The sequence below is a fragment of the Candidatus Accumulibacter meliphilus genome, assembly GCF_036625345.1.
Classification (GTDB): domain Bacteria; phylum Pseudomonadota; class Gammaproteobacteria; order Burkholderiales; family Rhodocyclaceae; genus Accumulibacter; species Accumulibacter meliphilus.
Window position 1 is genome coordinate 524813 of record NZ_JAZKTZ010000001.1, and the last position, 19045, is coordinate 543857.

At 63.6% G+C, this 19045-nt stretch carries 10 protein-coding genes; 4 read left to right on the plus strand and 6 right to left on the minus strand.

The window, feature by feature from the left end:
- Positions 1 to 128: 128 nt before the first annotated feature.
- Both V5B40_RS02355 and V5B40_RS02360 read left to right on the plus strand, forming a co-directional pair.
- Positions 129 to 809, plus strand: coding sequence for a heavy metal response regulator transcription factor (locus tag V5B40_RS02355; protein WP_332353008.1), 681 nt, complete (start codon positions 129 to 131; stop codon positions 807 to 809).
- The gene (locus tag V5B40_RS02360) at positions 806 to 2239 is read left to right on the plus strand and encodes a heavy metal sensor histidine kinase (RefSeq protein WP_332353243.1); all 1434 of its coding nucleotides are present in this window, start codon (positions 806 to 808) and stop codon (positions 2237 to 2239) included. The genes V5B40_RS02355 and V5B40_RS02360 overlap by 4 nt, the downstream gene beginning before the upstream one ends.
- Before the next feature lie 9 nt (positions 2240 to 2248).
- Here the strand turns inward: V5B40_RS02360 and V5B40_RS02365 are convergent, their stop codons facing one another.
- Positions 2249 to 4471, minus strand: coding sequence for a carboxy terminal-processing peptidase (locus tag V5B40_RS02365; RefSeq protein WP_434735814.1), 2223 nt, complete (start codon positions 4469 to 4471; stop codon positions 2249 to 2251).
- 413 nt (positions 4472 to 4884) lie between these two features.
- On the opposite strand from V5B40_RS02365, the gene V5B40_RS02370 reads away from it, so the two are divergent.
- Positions 4885 to 6213: an alpha-amylase family glycosyl hydrolase gene (locus tag V5B40_RS02370; protein ID WP_332353009.1), complete on the plus strand. Its 1329-nt coding sequence runs from the start codon at positions 4885 to 4887 to the stop codon at positions 6211 to 6213.
- A gap of 104 nt (positions 6214 to 6317) precedes the next feature.
- On the opposite strand, the gene V5B40_RS02375 is transcribed toward V5B40_RS02370, so the two are convergent.
- Both V5B40_RS02375 and V5B40_RS02380 read right to left on the minus strand, forming a co-directional pair.
- A complete protein-coding gene (locus V5B40_RS02375; protein WP_332353010.1) occupies positions 6318 to 9491 on the minus strand; it encodes an efflux RND transporter permease subunit in 3174 nt (1057 codons plus the stop codon).
- Positions 9492 to 9502: 11 nt separating this feature from the next.
- Positions 9503 to 10702: an efflux RND transporter periplasmic adaptor subunit gene (locus V5B40_RS02380; RefSeq protein WP_332353012.1), complete on the minus strand. Its 1200-nt coding sequence runs from the start codon at positions 10700 to 10702 to the stop codon at positions 9503 to 9505.
- Positions 10703 to 10888: 186 nt separating this feature from the next.
- Between V5B40_RS02380 and V5B40_RS02385 the strand changes: the two genes are divergently transcribed.
- Positions 10889 to 11500, plus strand: a complete 612-nt coding sequence (locus V5B40_RS02385) for a TetR/AcrR family transcriptional regulator (RefSeq protein WP_332353014.1) — start codon at positions 10889 to 10891, stop codon at positions 11498 to 11500.
- 84 nt (positions 11501 to 11584) lie between these two features.
- Here the strand turns inward: V5B40_RS02385 and V5B40_RS02390 are convergent, their stop codons facing one another.
- From V5B40_RS02390 to V5B40_RS02400, 3 genes are read right to left on the minus strand one after another with little or no spacing between them, the layout of a single operon-like run.
- The gene (locus V5B40_RS02390; RefSeq protein WP_332353017.1) at positions 11585 to 16750 is read right to left on the minus strand and encodes a HEAT repeat domain-containing protein; all 5166 of its coding nucleotides are present in this window, start codon (positions 16748 to 16750) and stop codon (positions 11585 to 11587) included.
- Positions 16747 to 17637: a TIR domain-containing protein gene (locus tag V5B40_RS02395; protein WP_332353019.1), complete on the minus strand. Its 891-nt coding sequence runs from the start codon at positions 17635 to 17637 to the stop codon at positions 16747 to 16749. Before V5B40_RS02395 ends, V5B40_RS02390 begins: the two co-directional genes overlap by 4 nt.
- Positions 17630 to 18946, minus strand: a complete 1317-nt coding sequence (locus V5B40_RS02400; protein ID WP_332353021.1) for an SIR2 family protein — start codon at positions 18944 to 18946, stop codon at positions 17630 to 17632. Before V5B40_RS02400 ends, V5B40_RS02395 begins: the two co-directional genes overlap by 8 nt.
- Positions 18947 to 19045 lie beyond the last annotated feature (99 nt).

The window sequence follows — 19045 nt, forward strand, 5'->3', positions numbered from 1 at the left end:
CGCCGATGATGACGCGCATGCCACCCGGTCGGAAAGCTGACTGGGTGATTACATTTCTGTAACAGGCCGCCCAGCGGCGTTGCAAGCAGGCACAATCTGGCGCAATGACTGGGCAGCGGGCGACGCACATGAAGATACTGATTGTCGAAGATGAGCCAAAGACTGGCGACTATTTGCGCAAGGGCCTGCTTGAGGCGGGTTTCGTTGTCGATCTTGCACGTGATGGTCTCGATGGCCTGCACCTGGCGCTGAGTGGCGATTACGATCTGATCGTGCTCGATGTGATGCTGCCGTCGCTGGACGGCTGGGGGGTCCTGAAAACGGTGCGCCGTAGCGGTCACGAAACGCCGGTGCTCTTTCTCACCGCCCGCGACGGCGTGGAAGACCGGGTGCGCGGGCTGGAATTGGGCGCCGATGACTACCTCGTCAAGCCCTTTGCCTTTTCCGAGTTGCTTGCCCGCGTGCGCACCCTGCTCAGGCGTGGCCGCGCGCAGGAAGTCGAGATGCTGCGCGCCGCCGATCTGGAGTTGGATCTCTTGCGCCGCCGCGTCAGTCGCGCAGGCGTACGCATCGATCTCACGGCCAAGGAATTCGCGCTGCTCGAACTGCTGTTGCGCCGCCAGGGGCAGGTCTTGCCGCGCTCCCTGATTGCCTCGCAAGTGTGGGACATGAACTTCGACAGCGACACCAATGTGATCGACGTCGCGGTGCGTCGCTTGCGTGTAAAAGTGGATGAACCCTTCGAACCGAAGCTGATCCGCACCGTGCGCGGCATGGGCTACGTGCTCGAAATTCCGGAAGCTCTCTGAACGTGCGAGCGTGGCCGAGGTCGCTGACCACCCGTCTGGCGCTGCTCTTCGCGCTGCTGACGGCGACCTTGTTGCTGGTCGTCGTGCTGGTGCAGGGGAGCGCCGTCGAAGGCCATATGCGCGAGCTTGACGATCATGAGCTGACCGGCAAGGTGACGCTCATCAAGAATGTCCTGCACGATGCCGAACCGTCCGCAAGCCTGTCACGTCGGCTTGACGACGCTTTCATCGGACACGACATGTTGGCCGTGGTACTGCGTGACGCCGAGGGCAGAGTCGTCTATGCACTGCGTCCGGAGTTCTTCGGGGAACGGCAATTGGCCGCGGACTCAGTGCTGGATGTCACGACAACATGGGAAAAAGGCAGTGAAAAAAGCGGGGAAAAAGGGGCGGAACGGGGCCGGGACGAAAGCAGCAAACAATACCTTGGGCTGGAAACGATCGTCGAAGCGCTTGATTCCCGCTCCAGGCCGACGCGCTTGCGCGCGCTGGTCGGCCTCGATGTTTCGCATCACCTGCGCTTCCTCGAAGAGGTGCGCGAGCGCTTGTGGATCGACATCTTCTTCGCTGCGATCATCGCGGCATTGTTCGCCTGGTTCGCGGCACACCGCGGACTCGCCCCGTTACGGCGAGTAACCGCTACCGCCCGCGGCCTGTCGGCAGGACGTCTCGGCGAGCGCCTTCCCGAGCGCGACGCGCCGAATGAAGTTCGCGACCTGGTGATCGCTTTCAACGGCATGCTCGAGCGACTGGAATCCTCATTCCGCCGCTTGTCCGATTTCTCGGCCGATATCGCCCATGAGTTACGCACGCCAGTCTCGAACCTGATGACCCAGACCGAGGTCGCCTTGTCGCATACCCGGAGTCCGGACGAGTACCGCGACGTTCTTGCCTCCAACCTGGAAGAGTACGAGCGCATTGCACGCATGGTCAGCGACATGCTGTTTCTTGCCCAGGCCGAAAACGGGCATCTGCTGTACTCGTCCGAAGCGGTCAATCTGGCCGATGAGGCGCGGGCACTGATTGACTTCTACGAAGCGCTGGCCGAGGAGAAAGGCGTGCAGATCGTGCTCACGGGGGAGGCGAAGCTTACTGCTGACCGTTCGATGATGCGTCGTGCGCTGTCCAACCTGTTGTCGAATGCCCTTCGTCATACCCCGTCAGGAAGCATCGTCGAGATTTCGATTACCCGTCAGGGCCGCTTGGCGATGCTGGCCGTGAAGAACCACGGTGATACGATTCCGTCCGATCAGCTGACGCGGATTTTCGAGCGTTTCCACCGTGCAAGTCCCGAGCGACACCGACACGGTGAGGGCGCCGGCCTTGGGCTGGCCATCACGCGCAGCATAGTCGAGACGCACGGCGGCCGGATCGAGGTGAGGTCCGACGCCGGCGTGACGACCTTCACACTGCATCTGCCGCTAGTGTGAGCTGCGCGTTTACAAACCAGTGGCGGGGGCAGCTTCCGACCATGGTATCTCGGCGGGAACCATCGACGACCCCTGCTTGCCACGTACAGCCACTCTGGTTTCGCGTTTGAGCAGTGCGACCTGATCGCTGAGAATATGCGCGGCCTCGTCCAGCAAGATATCTTTCGCATTTTTCCGCGCTTTTTCCGCCGCCAGTTCCTTCTTCAGGTCACGTTCGTCCGCCTGCAGGCCGTCGTCTTGCACTGATCCCGTATTCTTGGCCTCGGTTTCCTCGTCGTGAAGGCCCACCTGGGTATCCTCGTCAGTGCCCCGCAGTTTTTTTCGCAAGGCAATTTTTGCCTCCTGGTCTTCACGCTCTCGGCGTCTTTCGGCCTCGTTTAAAGAGACTGAAGTTTTCTTGCGAAGGCGGCTTGCTTCGGCCACGTCCTCTTTCAGAAACTTGAAATCCTGAACAGATTTGATCCGGGCTTCGTGGCGCATTTGCAGGCTGGGCAGGAGGGCTTTCTGATTGCCTTGCGGTGAATAATCAGCTGCCCGGACTTTGGTCCAGGGGAGCGCATTATCGAAGCTTGATTCGCCGGAGTTCTCTTCGTCTGTGAATGAAGGGAAGCTGATGTCGGGTTCTACGCCCCTGAGTTGCGTGGTGCCTCCATTGACACGGAAGAACTGGGCAATGGTCAGTTTCAGATCGCCGAGTTCCGGAGTCTCGTTCTTGACGATTTGATCGAGGTTGATCATTGTTTGCACAGTGCCTTTTCCGAAACTGCGCTCGCCAATCACAAGGCCTCGGCCATAGTCCTGAATTGCCGCGGCAAAGATCTCCGAAGCGGACGCGGAATTTCGGTTTATGAGAACCGCCAAAGGTCCGTCCCAGGCGACAATGGCGTCGGCAGCCTTGGCCACGGTGATGCTACCTTGAGCATCGCGTTGTTGTACCACTGGCCCGGCGCCGATAAACAGGCCCGTCAGCTGGACTGCTTCCGCCAACGACCCGCCGCCGTTATTACGTAAATCCATCAAGACACCGTCGACCTTGTCCGTCTTCAGCTCAGCCAACAGACGATTCACATCGCGGGTGGCGCTTTTGAAGTCCGGGTCACCTCTTCCTCGCGCTTCGAAATCCGCATAGAAGGCGGGCAGGGAGATCACTCCGATGCGGCGAGTGATCTTTCCTTCGGCCACCGAGATGATCGACTTTTTGGCCGCTTGCCGATCCAGTGTTATTTTCTTCCGAGTCAGCGAGACCAGTTTGTGCTTGCCATCAGGACCGGCATCGACGGGCAGTATGTCCAGCACTACGATGGTGTCCGGCTCGCCGCGAATTTTCGCTACGGTGTCGTCCAGGCGCCAGCCGAGGATATCGGCGACGACCCCGTTTTTACCCTGAGCAACGCCCATGATGCGATCGCCGGGCTTCAATTGTTCGGAGAGTTGAGCGGGCCCGCCCGGAACAAGTTCTCGAATGATCGTGTAATCGTCTTTCTGGGTCAGTACCGCACCGATGCCAACGAGGGAGAGCCGCATTGAAATGTCGAACTCCTCGGTCGCCCTTGAACCCATGTAGTTGGTATGCGGTTCGATGGACGTGGCGTAGGCATTCATGAACAGCTGGAAGGCGTCTTCACTCTTGGTCAGGGCCACTCGCTGAAGGGAATTCTCATAGCGCTTGTCGAGCGTCTCAATGATGGCCTTGTCGTCTTTTCCGGCCAGTTTGAGTCGCAACCAGTCGCTCTTTACCCGTGTACGCCACAATTCCTTGATTTCCTGCTCGGATTTCGCCCACACTGCCTTTTCTCGATTGTATTGGTAAAGCTCATTCTTGCGGAAATCGAAGCCGTCTCTGAGCAAGCTGCGAGCGTAAGTGAAACGCTCGACGACCCGTTGCGTGTAGAGGTTGAAAATGGCAAAGGGAAGGCCGAGGTATTCATTGTAGATTGCGTCATCGAAGCTGGTGCGCGCGGCTTCGAGGTGATCGATGTCGCTTTGCACAAAGAAACGCTTCTCGCCGTCGAGCAATTTCAGGTAGCGGTCGAAGATCTTCGCCGACAGTGCGTCATCCAGGGGGACTGGCTTGTAGTGGTGTCGGGTGAGCAATTCGGCCGCCAGGTGTGCTGCCTTCGGCTGCTCCGACAGGGGCTTCAAGGGCGAGACAGCTTGCGTCGCGAGGTCGGAGGTCGCGGCCTGCACCCCCATTGCTGCCACAAATACAAACCACAACAGTATCTTTTTCATTGATCTCCTGCCTCATCGAGCCGCCGAGTCCGGTGACTGGGTGCAAAATCGGTATGTCTGCCGTGACCTTCCGGGAACTCGCCGAACGGTCGCCGCAATTCTTGACTGCGCGCAATACTAGTGGGTTTGTCGGACAACCGATAGACACGAACTGTAACCAGATGTGCGTGCTTTGCGGTGCAGCACCGCCATCCTGGTCCTGGCTGGCGTGGTCGCCGAAACCGGCGTGCTGCTGATCTACCTCGATCAGTCGTGGCAGGCAAGCTTCGCCAAGTGCCGCGATCAGCTTGCCGGGGCGAGTGGCGTTGTCTCGCATCGGCCTGGCGCGTATGCTTCGCCCGACAAAATCGCTAGCAGCGTGCGAACGCTGGCGCTGAGACTGATGCGCAAGTTTGCGAGAGGCAGGAACAAGCATGGAAGGGCAGCTCATGAAACGCAGTGAAATCTGGTACCACCTTTATCCGCTCGGCTTTCTGGGCGCGGAGGAGCGGAATCCTGCTCCTGGTGCGGTGGACGGCCCCATTTCACACCGCTTGACGGACCTGGTGGGCTGGCTGGACCATTGGGTCGATCTTGGGGTGACGGCATTGCTGCTAGGCCCGGTGTTCGAATCGGAATCGCACGGCTATGACGTCGTCGATCCCTTTCGCGTCGATCGCCGACTGGGCAGCGAAACCGACCTGCTCCATCTCATCGATGCGTGCCACCAACGTTCTCTGCGCGTGGGGCTCGATATGGTTTTTAACCACGTCGGGCGCGGCCATGCTTTTTTTGCCGATGTCGTGGAGCATGGTCGTGAATCTGCCCGCTCGGACTGGTTCCACATCGATTTCGATCGACCGGGTCACGACGGATTCAGCTATGCCAACTTCGAGGGTCACGGCCAGCTGGTCAAACTCAGGCATGCCAATGCCCAGGTTCTCGACTGGGCCGTGGATGTCGCCACTTATTGGCTGGATCGTGGCGTCGATGCCCTGCGATTGGACGCGGCTTACGCGATCCCGGCCGGGTTCCTGGCGAGCTTTGAGAAACGCGTGCGTGCCGCGCGGCCGGATTTACTACTGATCGGCGAAGTGATCCATGGCGACTACGCAGCAATCGCCCAGGCGTCACGCCTGACCTCCGTAACCCAATACGAACTATGGAAAGCCATCTGGAGTTCTCTCAACGAGCACAACTTCTACGAGTTGGCACATGCGCTGGAGCGGCACATTGATTTCTGCACTCATTTTGTGCCGTGGAATTTCGTGGGCAACCACGACACCACGCGTATTGCCAGCAAGCTGCGCGACCGGCGCCATCTGCCGCATGCGCTGGCGATCCTGTTTACGATACCTGGCATTCCGGCCGTCTACGCCGGAGATGAACAGGGCGCAGAAGGCAGGAAGTACAATCGAGCGGGAGGCGATGCGGAGATTCGCAGGCCCTTGCCGCATCACCCCGCCGACCTGGCCGGCGACAGTCTGTTCATCTGGCAAATGCACCGTGAAGTGATCGCCCTCCGTCGCGCTCGCCCCTGGCTCGTCGATGGCGTGTTAAAAGTTACGCAGCTCAGTAAGCGCTCGATTGCCTTCGAAGTGCGCGCACAGAAAAACCTGCTGGTGACGGTGTTGAACACGGGTGAGCGCTCTGTTTCGTGCCCCCTTCCACCCGGCCTGGTTCTGGTCGCCGGGCACGCAATGAGCAAGTTGAAGGCGAGCGAGTTGCCCGCGCAGGGATGGGGAATCTGGTCGTCAGCGTGAGGCTCGTCACGCTTCGGGTCCGTCACCTGCCAAGGCCTGCTTGACGGGCGCCAGCGAGTTGCTCAGCAAGGCGGCCAGCGAGCTGGTCAGCAAAGCGATGCGAGTCATGGAGCTCCTTCGTTGCGGACTTCGTCAGTGGTCTCGGTGACAGCCTCCGGCGCTGCCGGCTTGTCCTTGAAAATGCGCTTGATCAGCACATAGAACATCGGCACGAAAAAGAGGCCGAGGACGGTGGCCGAGATCGTGCCGCCGAGTACGCCGGTGCCGATCGCGTTCTGGCTGCCGGAGCCGGCGCCGGTACTGATGGCCAGCGGCAGCACGCCCAGTGCGAAGGCCAGCGAAGTCATCAGGATCGGGCGCAAGCGCATGCGCACTGCACTCAGCGTGGCGCTGACCAGATCGTGGCCGGCCTCGACCTGGGCCTTGGCGAATTCGACAATCAGAATCGCGTTTTTCGACGACAGGCCGATGGTCGCCAGCAGGCCGACCTGGAAGTACACGTCGTTGGACAGGCCGCGACCGCTCGCTGCCAGCAGCGCACCAAGCACGCCCAGCGGCACCACCAGCATCACCGCAAACGGGACCGACCAGCTCTCGTAAAGCGCTGCCAGGCACAGAAACACAACCAGCAGCGACAAGGCATACAGCGCCGGCGCCTGCGCTCCCGAGCGGCGTTCCTCGTAGGAAGTGCCCGACCACTCATAGCCAATGCCCGGTGGCAGCTTGGCGATGAGTTCCTGAACGGCATTCATCGCGTCCCCCGAAGAAAGCCCGGGGGCTGCCTGGCCGAGCAGTTCGATCGACGGCTGGCCGTTGAAACGTTCGAGAAGCGGTGAGCCAAAGCCCCATCTGGCCGTGCTGAAGGCCGAGAAAGGCACCATTTCGCCTTTGCCGTTGCGCACGTACCATTTCTTGAGGTCCTCCGGCGTCATGCGGGCAGCCGCCTCGGCCTGAAGATAGACTTTCTTGATTCGCCCGCGGTCGATGAAGTCGTTGATGTAATTGCCGCCCCAGGCCGTGGACAGCGTGTCGTTGATGCTCGCCACACTGATCCCGAGGGCGCCGGCCTTGGCATGGTCGATTTCGAGCTGATACTCGGGCATGTCTTCCTGACCATTCGGGCGCACGCCGACCAGCCGCTTGTCCTCCCGCGCCATGCCCAGGAACTGGTTGCGTGCTGCCACCAGGGCATCGTGGCCGAGGCCGCTGCGGTCCTGTAGCTGGACGCTGAAACCGTTGGAAGTGCCCAATTCGATCACCGCCGGCGGGACAAAGGCAAAGACCATCGCTTCGCGGATCTTCGAAAATGCGGCCATCGCGCGTCCGGCGATCGCCTTGACGCTCATGCCCGGTCCCTGCCGCTCGCTCCAGTTGCGCATATTGATGAAGCCAATGCCCATGTTCTGGCCGCGGCCGCCAAAGCTGAAGCCGGCGACGGTGAAGATCGAAGCTGCGGTGTCCTTTTCGTCGTCGAGGAAGTGGCGCTCGACTTTCTTGAGCACCTCGATGGTGCGCTCCTGGGTGGCGCCTGCAGGCAGCATGACCTGGGTGAACATCACCCCCTGATCCTCTTCCGGCAGGAAGGAGGTCGGCATGCGCACGAAGAGGAAGCCGAGCACCACCACGATCAGCGCGTAGATCACCAGATAGCGCCCGCTGCGCTGAAGAATGCGCCCGACCGCGGATTCGTAACGTCCGGTGTTGCGTTCGAACATGCCGTTGAACCAGCCGAAGAAGCTGCTGAACCAGCCGCCCTCGCCGTGGCCATGGCCTTTGGCCACCGGTTTGAGCATGGTGGCGCACAGCGCCGGGGTGAACACCAGGGCGATGAGCACCGACAAGGCCATCGCGGCGACGATGGTGATCGAGAACTGGCGGTAGATGACGCCGGTCGAGCCGCCGAAAAAGGCCATCGGCACGAAAACCGCCGACAGCACCAGGCCGATGCCGATCAGCGCACCGGTGATCTGGCCCATCGACTTGCGGGTTGCATCGCGCGCCGAGAGGCCTTCCTCGCTCATCACCCGCTCGACGTTCTCGACCACCACGATGGCGTCGTCCACCAGCAGCCCGATGGCCAGCACGGTGCCAAACATGGTCAGGGTGTTGATCGAAAAACCGAAGGCCGCCATTACTCCGAAAGTGCCGAGCAGCACCACCGGCACGGCGATGGTCGGGATCAGGGTGGCGCGGAAATTCTGCAGGAACAGGAACATCACCAGGAACACCAGCAGGATGGCTTCGAGCAGGGTCTTCACCACTTCCTCAATGGAGATCCTGACGAAAGGCGTGGTGTCGTAAGGGATGACCACGTCGACGCCGGCCGGGAAATAGCGCTTCATCTCTGCGAGCGTGGCACGCACCGCAGTGGCGGTTTTCAGCGCATTGGCGCCGGCCGCCAGCTTGACGCCGATACCCGCCGCCGGCTGGCCGTTATAGCGGGCAATGGTGCTGTAGTCCTGGGCGCCGATTTCGATCCGCGCCACATCCCCGAGTCGTACTTCGCCGCCCTCCCTGGAACTGCGCAGCAGGATGTTTTCGAACTCCCCGACGGTCTGCAGGCGACTCTGGGCGGTAATCGCGGCAGTGAAACCCTGCCCGGGCAGCGCCGGCGTGCCGCCGAGCTGGCCGGCCGAGACCTGCGTGTTCTGTGCCTCGATCGCCGTCCGGATGTCGGCCGGCGTCAGCCGGTAGTTGTTCAACTTGGCAGGATCGACCCAGACGCGCATTGCGTACTGCGATCCGAAAACCTGCACCTCGCCGACGCCGCTGACGCGCGACAGCGGATCCTGCACCGAGGAGACAATGAAATCCGCCAGGTCGACATTGTCGAGCGTGCCCTGTTTCGAAACGAAACCGATCACCATCAGGAAGTTGCGCGCCGACTTGGCGACCTGCACGCCCTGCTGCTGTACCGCCTGCGGCAATAGTGGCAGCGCAAGTTGCAGCTTGTTCTGTACCTGCACCTGCGCAATATCCGGATTGGTGGCGGCATCGAAAGTCAGCGTGATGGCGGCGCGACCGAAGGAGTCGCTCGACGAGTTGATGTAGAGCAGGCCGTCGAGACCGGTCAGTTTCTGCTCGATGATCTGGGTGACGGATTCCTCAACCGCTTTCGCCGAGGCGCCCGGATAGCTGGTGTTGATCACCACCGCCGGTGGGGCGATCGACGGATATTGCGAAACCGGCAACTGCAGAATGGAAAGTGCGCCCGCCAGCATGATGACGATGGCGATGACCCAGGCGAAGATCGGCCGGTCGATAAAGAAATTGACCACGCTTCAGGCCCTCACTTCGCGGCCGCTGCGGGCGCCGCAGACGCGCTTGCTCCGGCACCGGCGCCGGCTTTCAGCACCGTCACCGCTGCCCCCGGCCTGATTTTCTGCAGCCCGTCGACAATGATCCGGTCGCCAGCGGCCAGTCCTGCGCTTACCAGCCACTTGTCGCCGATCGAACGGGGCGCGGTCACCTGGCGCGCCTCGACTTTGTCCTCTGCACCCACCACCATCACCACGGCATTGCCGCGCCGATCGTGAGTCACCGCGGCATGCGGCACCAGGATGGCTTTTTCGATCTCGCCCTGTGCGATTCGGGCGCGGACGTACATGCCGGGCAGCAGTTCCCCCTGCGGATTCGGAAAGACCGCACGCAGAGTCACGCTGCCGGTATCCGTGTCGACCGAAATGCCCGAGAAGGCAAGCCGGCCGCTGGCCGCGTATTCGCTACCGTCCTCGAGCAGCAGGCGTACCGGAACCACCTGTTCTGCAAGCTGCTGCAGTGTGCCGTCGGCGAGATCGCGCTTGAGGCGCAGGAGTTCGACGCTCGACTGGGTGAGGTCGACATAGATCGGGTCGAGTTGCTGGATGGTGGTCAGCGCGTCAGCCTGATTGGCCGTCACCAGCGCGCCGGCAGTGACGCTCGAGCGTCCGCTGCGGCCGGCGATGGGGGAGGGCACGCGGGTATAGGCGAGGTCGATGCGCGCTTTTACCAGCGCAGCCTGCGCCGAAACGACGTCCGCCTCGGCCTGCTTGAGAGCCGCCACGGTGTCGTCGTCGGCCTGCTTGCTGATCATCCCTTTCTTCCCCAGGTCCGCGTAGCGCTGGGCTTTCAGCCGGACAGCATAAAGGTTTGCTTCGGCGCGGCTGAGACCTGCCTTGGCGCTTTCCAGGGTGGCGCGATAGCTTGCCGGGTCGATCTGGTAGAGCGTTTGCCCTTCCTTGACCTCGCTGCCTTCGGTGAACATCCGCCGCTGCACGATGCCGCCTACCTGCGGCCGTACTTCGGCGACCATGTACGCCGCCGTGCGGCCGGGGAGTTCGGTGGTCAGCCTGACCGCCTCGGTGCTGGCCACGATCACGCCGACCGGAGTCGCTGCGGGAGCGCCGCCGGCTGCCTGTTGCGGGCCGCCGTCGCTGCATGCGGCCAGCGCCATGGCGCTGGCGAGGGCGAATACCAGGCTTGGGGATGGCCGCCGTGATGGGAGATTCATGTTGTGCCTCGGCGTAGTCGGTGGAGTTGGTAGCATCGGTGGCGTCGGTAACGTCGGAGACTCCTGGGCAGGAGCGCGTGGATAGGTGGCGAAGGATAAACTAGAATGAACGTTCAATCTAGTGTATCTTTCCTGGCGCATTGCAAACTGATTGCGAACTTTTCTCAGCCACTCCGTGGACCGTCGATGACCGAAGAAATGCACCCTGTCGCGGAGTGCTCGCGCGCTGAAGCGCGGCGCACCCAGATCCTCGATGCCGCCGAGAACTGCGTTCGCGAATACGGCTTCCACCGCGCCAGCATTTCGAAGATCTCGACAGCGTCCGGCATGGGTGCAGGCCACATCTATCACTATTTTGCGAACAAGGAGGCCATCGTTGCCGCCATTGTCGCGCGTGAACTCGAGCGCTTGCTGACGCTTACCGCCGAGGTGCAGGCGGCAGAGAACATGCTCGAGGCGTTGGCATTTCGTACCGAAACGGGTGTGCTCGGAAACCTGGATCCCCATGCCGCGGGACTCAAGCTGGAAATCGTCGCCGAGGCATCGCGCAACCCGACGATCGCCGAAATCGTGCGTGCGGCGGACAGCCGGCGTAGCGCCGGTCTCGAAGAAACCCTCAGGGCCTTGCGGCAGGCGCACGGCCTTGCCGACGACGCGGCGACAATTTCAACAATTGCCGAGGTGATCGCGGCAATGTTTGAAGGTCTGATGGTGCGCGCCATACGCAATCCGGCCGCCGACCGTCAATTGATCGCCAGAAAATTCCAGCAGGTGGTCCGCGATCTGGTGCTTTCGTGAGCCGGCAGCGTGCGCGGCAGGCGTAAGCGGGGGGGGCAAGCGTGTTCTGTCGCCGGTTCTCGCGGTTCTCTGTCACTACCCGTTTCAGCCTTCGGGCTTGTTGCTTTCAACGCGAATTTCCGCTGACCGAGGCACGGCGGCCGCCTGGAGCCGCTTTCTGAACTCAAGCACATCGGCGATGACCGGAATCGTCCAGTCGATGCGCTGCAGGATGGTCTTCTGGACCCGGCGCTGAGTGCTCCATTCGGGCTTCGGAGTCCGGTCCTTGGCCAGTTTCTCGGTCCACTCTTTCTGCAGGGACTGCAGCCTTGCCAGGTCATTGGTGTCGCCGACTACCTCCAGGCGTTGCAGCAGGCGGTCGATGGCGCGGTACAGCGCGAAGCGGTACAGCGGATTGTTCTCTTTCGCATGCCTGTCGATCAGCCAGCGCACCCTTTCGGCATCGCCGCTCTGGGCGAAACCGATCCAGGCGCCGCGACGGATGGCGTAGGTCGGGTCGCGCAGCAGTTCCTTGGCGCGCTGTTCGTCCAGACGGGCGATCTGGCGGGCGAACCAGGTCTCCAGCGGCTCGTTGGGCTGCAGGGCCTTGAGCTTGTCCTCCCATTCATCCTTGGTCTGACTGAGTTCCGGGTCTTTGTCGAGGAGCTTCGGGTCGTTGAATGCTTCGCGCCAGGTCGCGCGGTGCTTGCGCCAGTCTTGCCGGCGTTCTCTCTGCGCGCTCAGGCCCCGTTCCATAAAGGGCAGGGCGGTCTTCGATGCGATATTGTCCAGGGCGCTGTAGATCGGGTTGGCCAGGGAAGGATTTTTCGCGATGAGCTCGACCAGGAATCCGGCCACCGGATCTGACTCGGTGTAGCCCAGTGCACGAATGGCCGCGACGCGCATCGGGTGGGTTTCCCGCCCATCCCCGGCCACCGCTTGGAGACGGGCTATGGCAGTCGGGTCGCGGGTCTTGCCGAGGGCCAGTAGAGCGGCAGCGCGGTGGCTCTCGCGCGTTTCCCGCTCATCCCCGGCCACCGACTGGAGAGGCGCGATGGCCGTCGGGTCGTGGGTCTTGCTGGTCCGAGTCTCCAATTCCAGCAGCTTCGTCAGGATCAGCGGGGATGGAAAGCGGGCGAGCTCGGGCAGAAAGGTGTTGCGCGCTTCGTCGCTGAGCGCCTCGATGTCGCTCATGAGCAGCGCAGCATTTTTGTCTCTCATCGACGCTTCGGCATCTACGGTGTGGTTTGGTGCGGGCTTGGCAACTATCGCGCCTTGATGCGGTGCTCCGAATACAGGCTGGTCCGGATTCATCAGGGCCAAAGCCATCCGTGCTGGAAAGCTTGATGCTCCGGTACCGGATTCGGCGAGGTGCCGAAGGGAGGCGGTCGTGGACTTTAGATCGAGGCGACCCGCAAAGCGATTGAGGCCGCCGGCCGCCCTGCCGCGGACATCCCGGTCCGGGTCCTTGAGCAGCTCGACCAGCGGAGCGACGGCCTGTTCGCCGCCGGGCTGCCCGGCAAAGCCGCCGAGGGCGCGAACCGCGCTGAAGGGGACATCCCCGACCTTGAGTAGCTCGACCAGCGGAGCGATGGCCTGTTCGCCGCCGGGCTGTCCGGCAAAGTCGCCGAGGGCGTCGGCCGCGCTGCCGCGGACATCCCGGTCCGGGTCCTTGAGCAGCTCGACCAGCGGAGCGACGGCCTGTTCGCCGCCGGGCTGCCCGACAAAGCCGCGGAGGGCGCTGGCCGCGCTGCGGCGGACATGCCGGTCCGGCTCTCTGAGCAGGGCGACCAGCGGAGCGACGGCTTGCTCGCCGCCGGTCTGCCCGGCAAAGGCGCCGAGGACGCTGGCCGCGCTGCGGCGGACATCCCGGTCCGGGTCCTTGAGCCGGGCGACCAGCGGAGCGACGGCCTGTTCGCCGCCGGGCTGCCCGGCCAAGCCGCCGAGGGCGCGAACCGCGCTGAAGGGGACATCCCCGACCTTGAGTAGCTCGACCAGCGGAGCGATGGCCTGTTCGCCGCCGGGCTGTCCGGCAAAGCCGCCGAGGACGCTGGCCGCGCTGCCGCGGACATCCCGGTCCGGGTCCTTGAGCAGCTCGACCAGCGGAGCGACGGCCTGTTCGCCGCCGGGCTGCCCGACAAAGCCGCGGAGGGCGCTGGCCGCGCTGTGGCCGACATCCGGGTCCGGGTCCTTGAGCAGAGCGAGCAGCGGAGCGACGGCCTGTTCGCCGCCGGGCTGCCCGGCAAAGCCGCCGAGGGCGTAGGCCGCGCTGCGGCGGACATCCGGGTCCGGGTCCTTGAGCAGGGCGACCAGCGGAGCGACGGCCTGTTCGCCGCCGGGCTGCCCGGCAAAGCCGCCGAGGGCGTAGGCCGCGCTGTGGCCGACATCCGGGTCCGGGTCCTTGAGCAGAGCGACCAGCGGAGCGACGGCCTGTTCGCCGCCGGGCTGCCCGGCAAAGCCGCGGAGGGCGTGGGCCGTGCTGTCGCGGACATCCGAGTCCGGGTCCTTGAGCAGAGCGACCAGCGGAGCGACGGCCTGTTCGCCGCCGGGCTGCCGGGCAAAGCCGGGGAGGGCGCTGGCCGCGCTGCGGTGGACATCCGGGTCCTTGAGCAGAGCGACCAGCGGAGCGACGGCCTGTTCGCCGCCGGGCTGCCCGGCAAAGCCGCCGAGGGCGTAGGCCGCGCTGCGGCGGACATCCGAGTCCGGGTCCTTGAGCAGAGCGACCAGCAGAGCGACGGCCTGTTCGCCGCCGGGCTGCCCGGCAAAGCCGCGAAGTGCGTCGGCCGCGCTGTCGCGGACATCCGGGTCCGGGTCCTTGAGCAGAGCGACCAGCGGAGCGACGGCCTGTTCGCCGCCGGGCTGCCCGGCAAAGCCGCGGAGGGCGTGGGCCGCGCTGTCGCGGACATCCGAGTCCGGGTCCTTGAGCAGAGCGACCAGCAGAGCGACGGCCTGTTCGCCGCCGGGCTGCCCGGCAAAGCCGCGGAGGGCGTAGGGCGCGCTGACGCGGACAACCGGGTCCGGGTCCTTGAGCAGGGCGACCAGCGAGGCGACGGCCTGTTCGCCGCCGGGCTGCCCGGCAAAGCCGCCGAGGGCGTAGGCCGCGCTGCGGCGGACAACCGGGACCGGGTCCTTGAGCAGAGCGACCAGCGGAGCGACGGCCTGTTCGCCGCCGGTCTGCCCGGCAAAGGCGCCGAGGACGCTGGCCGCGCTGCGGCGGACAACCGGGTCCGGGTCCTTGAGCAGGGCGACCAGCGAGGCGACGGCCTGCTCGCCGCCGGGCTGCCCGGCAAAGCCGCGGAGGGTGTAGGGCGCGCTGCCGCGGACAACCGGGTCCGGGTCCTTGAGCAGGGCGACCAGCGGGGCGACGGCCTGTTCGCCGCCGGGTTTCCCGGCAAGGCCGCCGAGCATTGCAGCGACCTGTCGCCTCACCCCCGGGGCTTTATCGCGCGAGGCGTGTTCCAGCAGACGCAGTGCGTGTGTGGTCGGAAGCTCCCGCCATTCCACGACGAGTTGTTCTCTTCTCTTCGGATCGGACTCGTCCCTGAGAAAGTACTCAACAGCCGCACCGGTATCAGGGTTACGGAACCGGGCCAAACGAAACATCGCCTTCGCCGACGCATCCCGGTCGCGACCGATCAGTGTCTGCGTGAGCAGTTTCAACCCCTGCTCATCGAAGCCTGCCTCGCGGTAGGCGTCGATGCGCTCGATGAGCGACATCAGCCCAATCAGTTCGATGTTGAGCTGGTCGTAGTCGCCTACGGGCGCGTGTTCGAGCTGTTGGTCTGGTGCGACCTCGTTGCGAAGGAGCCGGGTCTCGGCCCGGAAGGTCCTCTGGCCGATCAGGTCGAAGTCGTGGTGGGTACCGCTCCACAGCTCGATACGGTCCGACAGGCCGGCCGGGGGCGGCAGGCGCAGGTGGTCGTGCGTGCGCTGGTAGACGATGTTCCAGGCCGCATAAAGTAGCAGCGCGCCGGCGGCCGCGCCGGCGACCCCGAATAGGGTGCGGCGCTGGGCACGGCTGATCTTGTATTCGCGGTTCCAGTCGTTGACCGGCTTGGCGAAGAGGTCGTGGTAGAGCTCGTAGTAGGGCTCCCACTCCGTTCGGTCGCTCTTGGTTTCCAGGCGTTCCTGGCGACGCAGTACGCGGGCCTTTTCGAGGTCCTCCAGGACGAGCGCAAAGGCATTGGCATTCCGTACGCCGGTGCGTTTGAGCAGCTCGTACAGCGGGTAGGCCATCTTGGTGCCCTGGCTGCTGACCAGGAAGTCGAAGGCGCGCGACGCGAGGTCTTGTTGGCCGGTGCTCAGTGGCGCGACCTTGGCTTCGAAATAGCGCTTCAGCAGGCCGTCGGTGCCGCCCATGCTCTGGTAGGTGCTCTGCCGAAGCTGCCGGCTGTCGTCGGCGTGTTCCTTTTCCCAGAGCTGGGTGCAGATGATCTGGATCTGCGCCGGTTCGATGCGCGCTGGCGGGAGCTCCAGCAGGCGACCGCCGGGCTGTGAGCCGCTGTCCGGCTGCTGGTCGTACTTGCCGAGGTCGTTCAGCAGTGCCTCGAGCAACGCCGCTTCGCAGTCGCAGTCGACGCGCTTCAGCGGTGCCAGGATCACGGTCTTTGCGTTGTCGCGGCTGAGCGCCTCCAGCCGGAAGTAGTTGTCGAACAGCAGGGTCGGCAGCTCGGGCTTGAAGGCGTTGAGCTCGAGAGCGAAATCCTCGCGCATCGAGAGCAGGAAGCGGGTCGCGCTGGCATCGTCGCGGATCGCGGCGGACAGTTCGTGGATGAAGGGGCGGAACTCGGGCCGGTGGCGCTGGTAGTTAAAGAACTCCTCGAACTGATCGAGGATCAGCACCAGGGGGGCGCTGCTGAAGAGGGTGCAGCGACGCAGGAATGGTGCCAGTGGGGCGTCCAGGGGCAGTGGGTAGTCCTGGGGGATCTTGTCGCGGCGCCTGAGCTCCTCCACGACTTTCGTCTTGAGGGTGACGCCCGGTTCCTTGACCCAGTCGTTGCAGTACACCACGTCCAGGGCGTCGTGGCCCGGCGGCTCCGGATGCTCCAGGGCCGGCAGCAGCGCGGCCTGCAGCAGCGAGCTCTTGCCGATGCCGCTGGCCGCGAACAACAGGGTCAGCTTGCGGCTGAGGAGCTTGTCGGTGAGGATGCGGGTCTCGCCGTCGCGGCCGAAAAAGTTGTCCTTGTCCGACTCTTCGTAAGGGCGCAGGCCCTTGTACGGGCACTTGCCGTCATCCTTTGCCGTGCCGGTGTCGTTCGCCGGCGTGCTCATTGGCGGTCTTGCTTCATGGCGGCCTCGATGGCCTGGTACAGGGTTTCGAAGTCGCTGCCACGGTGCATCTCCGGGGTCAGGACGAGCATGTTCCTGAGAATGTCGGTCAGCCCGGCGATCTGGTTGCGGATGCGCGTGTACAGGTCGATGTCCTCGCGGATGCCGTGCAGGTTGGCGCTGCCGACTTCCTTCATGGCGCTGTCCAGCTCGGCGATGCGCTGTTCCCAGTACTTGATGTAGCGAATGCGCTCGATGGCCTTGTAGATGTCGGCGCCTTCGAGAACGATGGGGAAGATGCGTTGCTGGAGGTCGCCGTGGCCGGCGATCTCCAGCAGCTCGAACATGCAGTTCTCGGACTTCAGGTATTTCTCGCTGATCACGACGATGACGTAGCGCCCGCGCCCGATGCTTTCCATGAACGCCTTGATGCTGCCCTTGTAGCCGAGATTGCGGCGGTCGCGGATGATCTCGATGCCGCGAGCCTGGAAGTTACGTTCCAGATCGTCGACGATCTCCTCCCAGGGTTGGCCAAAAGCGTAGCTGATATAAATGGCCGCTTTGCTCTCGGCGGAACTGGCGCCAGCGGTCACCGTGCTTGTGCTGGATGGTTTGCGTGGTTCGGGCGGAGCTGTCGTGTCCGGCGCCGGCGTGGGCAGCGCGTCGTCCGGCCAGTCCAGTTCTGGCCGCAGCTTCCGCCCGGTGCGGACCAGATCGTCCAGGCGCTTGCGGCGCTCAAGGTACTTGACCAGCTCGCGGGCCTGCGCGGGCCGAGCGCTGCCGGCGAGGTCCTCGAGCTCGACTCCCAGCCGGGTGGCGACCTCGTCCAGCTCGTCGCGATTGAAGTCGGCGAGCAGGTCCATCAGCGGGATCAGGCGGGGATCAGCCATTCATCTTCTCCGCGAGCTTGTCGAGGAAATCCTTGGGCTCCAGCTTGCAAAGGTCGATCTTGCGGGATTTCCAGTAGTTTTCGGCGAAGGAGCCCGGCCGTGGCTGGATGGCGAGGCTGCGCCCCGGTTGCTTGTCCTGTATCACCTGGATCAGCAGGCGCTCCTCCCAGCCGTCCGGGTAGTGGCCGAAGTACCACAGGCTGCGGCCCTTGAGCTGTCGGACCAGGTAGGCGGGCATCAGCCGGTCGAACTCGCGGGCGAAGCGGAAGTAGTCGCGCTCGGAAAGGGTGAGGGTATCCGACGCCGGGGTGGACTTGATGAAGCTGAAGCAGCCGCGGATCTTGTAGATCAGTGAAAAGCCCTTCTTCAACGGATCAAGCTCCGACAGCTGCTCGGCCGTGTGGAGTTGCGGGGCGCCATCGCTCCCGTCCCTGATCAGTACATTGCCGGCTGACGCAGCCCCGCTGTCCTGGCTGTGGGTCAGTAGCTTGAAGGGCTTGCTGCGGGCCTGAAAAGCCTTTTCCAAGGCATCGCCATAGGTAGCCGAGATCAGCAGCTGGGGCTGATGGACTTTGTCGGCGAGCAGTTTGTACAGTGCCTGCTGGGCGCCGTCATCCTGCGCCGACTCCTGGTTCTGGATGTCGCTGATCTTGCGCAGCAGGGTCTGCCGTCCGTCGCTCTCCATGAATTCGCAGATCTGCGAGAAGCTGCCCTGGAACTTATCGAGGCGCGCCGCCCGGGCCAGTCCGTCGACCATGGAAGGCGGGTAGCAGGCCCCGAGGAACAGGACGATCTCGCCGTGCTGCAGGCGGTCGGCGAGGTCGACATAGTCAAGCTCCGTTCCCGCCACCGCCTGTTGTTTGCCCTGCTCCTTGTGCCACAGGCGCACCAGTTGGGCTCCCGATATATCGCCTTCGCCGAACATCTCCAGGGTGTTCAAGAAGATTTCGTCGGCAGCGGTGATGCCCTGGTTTTCCAGTCGCTTGAGGTAGGTAATCAGCTCGGGAAAGATCTCGTCGACCTCTTCGGAGTCCTGCTTTCCAATGGCCCGCCTGAGGGCGCCGAGGCGCGCACCGGGGAGCTGAGGCCAGTCCAGTTCGTGACGCAGCTCGCGACCTTGCTCGAGCAGTTCGGGGATCTTGTTGCGCCGTTCGAGGTGGTCGAGGAATCCGTTGATGAAGGGCGTCAGGGTGTGCGGGAACTCGTCCTTGTTTTCGTCCAGCCTGAAGCACAGGTCGTGGAGCTCGTCCATGTTGAAGCCGTCGCTCAGGACTTTCTGCAAATTACGGAGCGTAGTTCTGTCGGTCATGTGGATAGCGCCTCTTGCGAAACGGGCACTGCAGGGCTGACTCCTTCGCTGCCGGGAGCGACAGCGGAGGGTGCAGGCGGTCATTTCCGGCTGGATGGT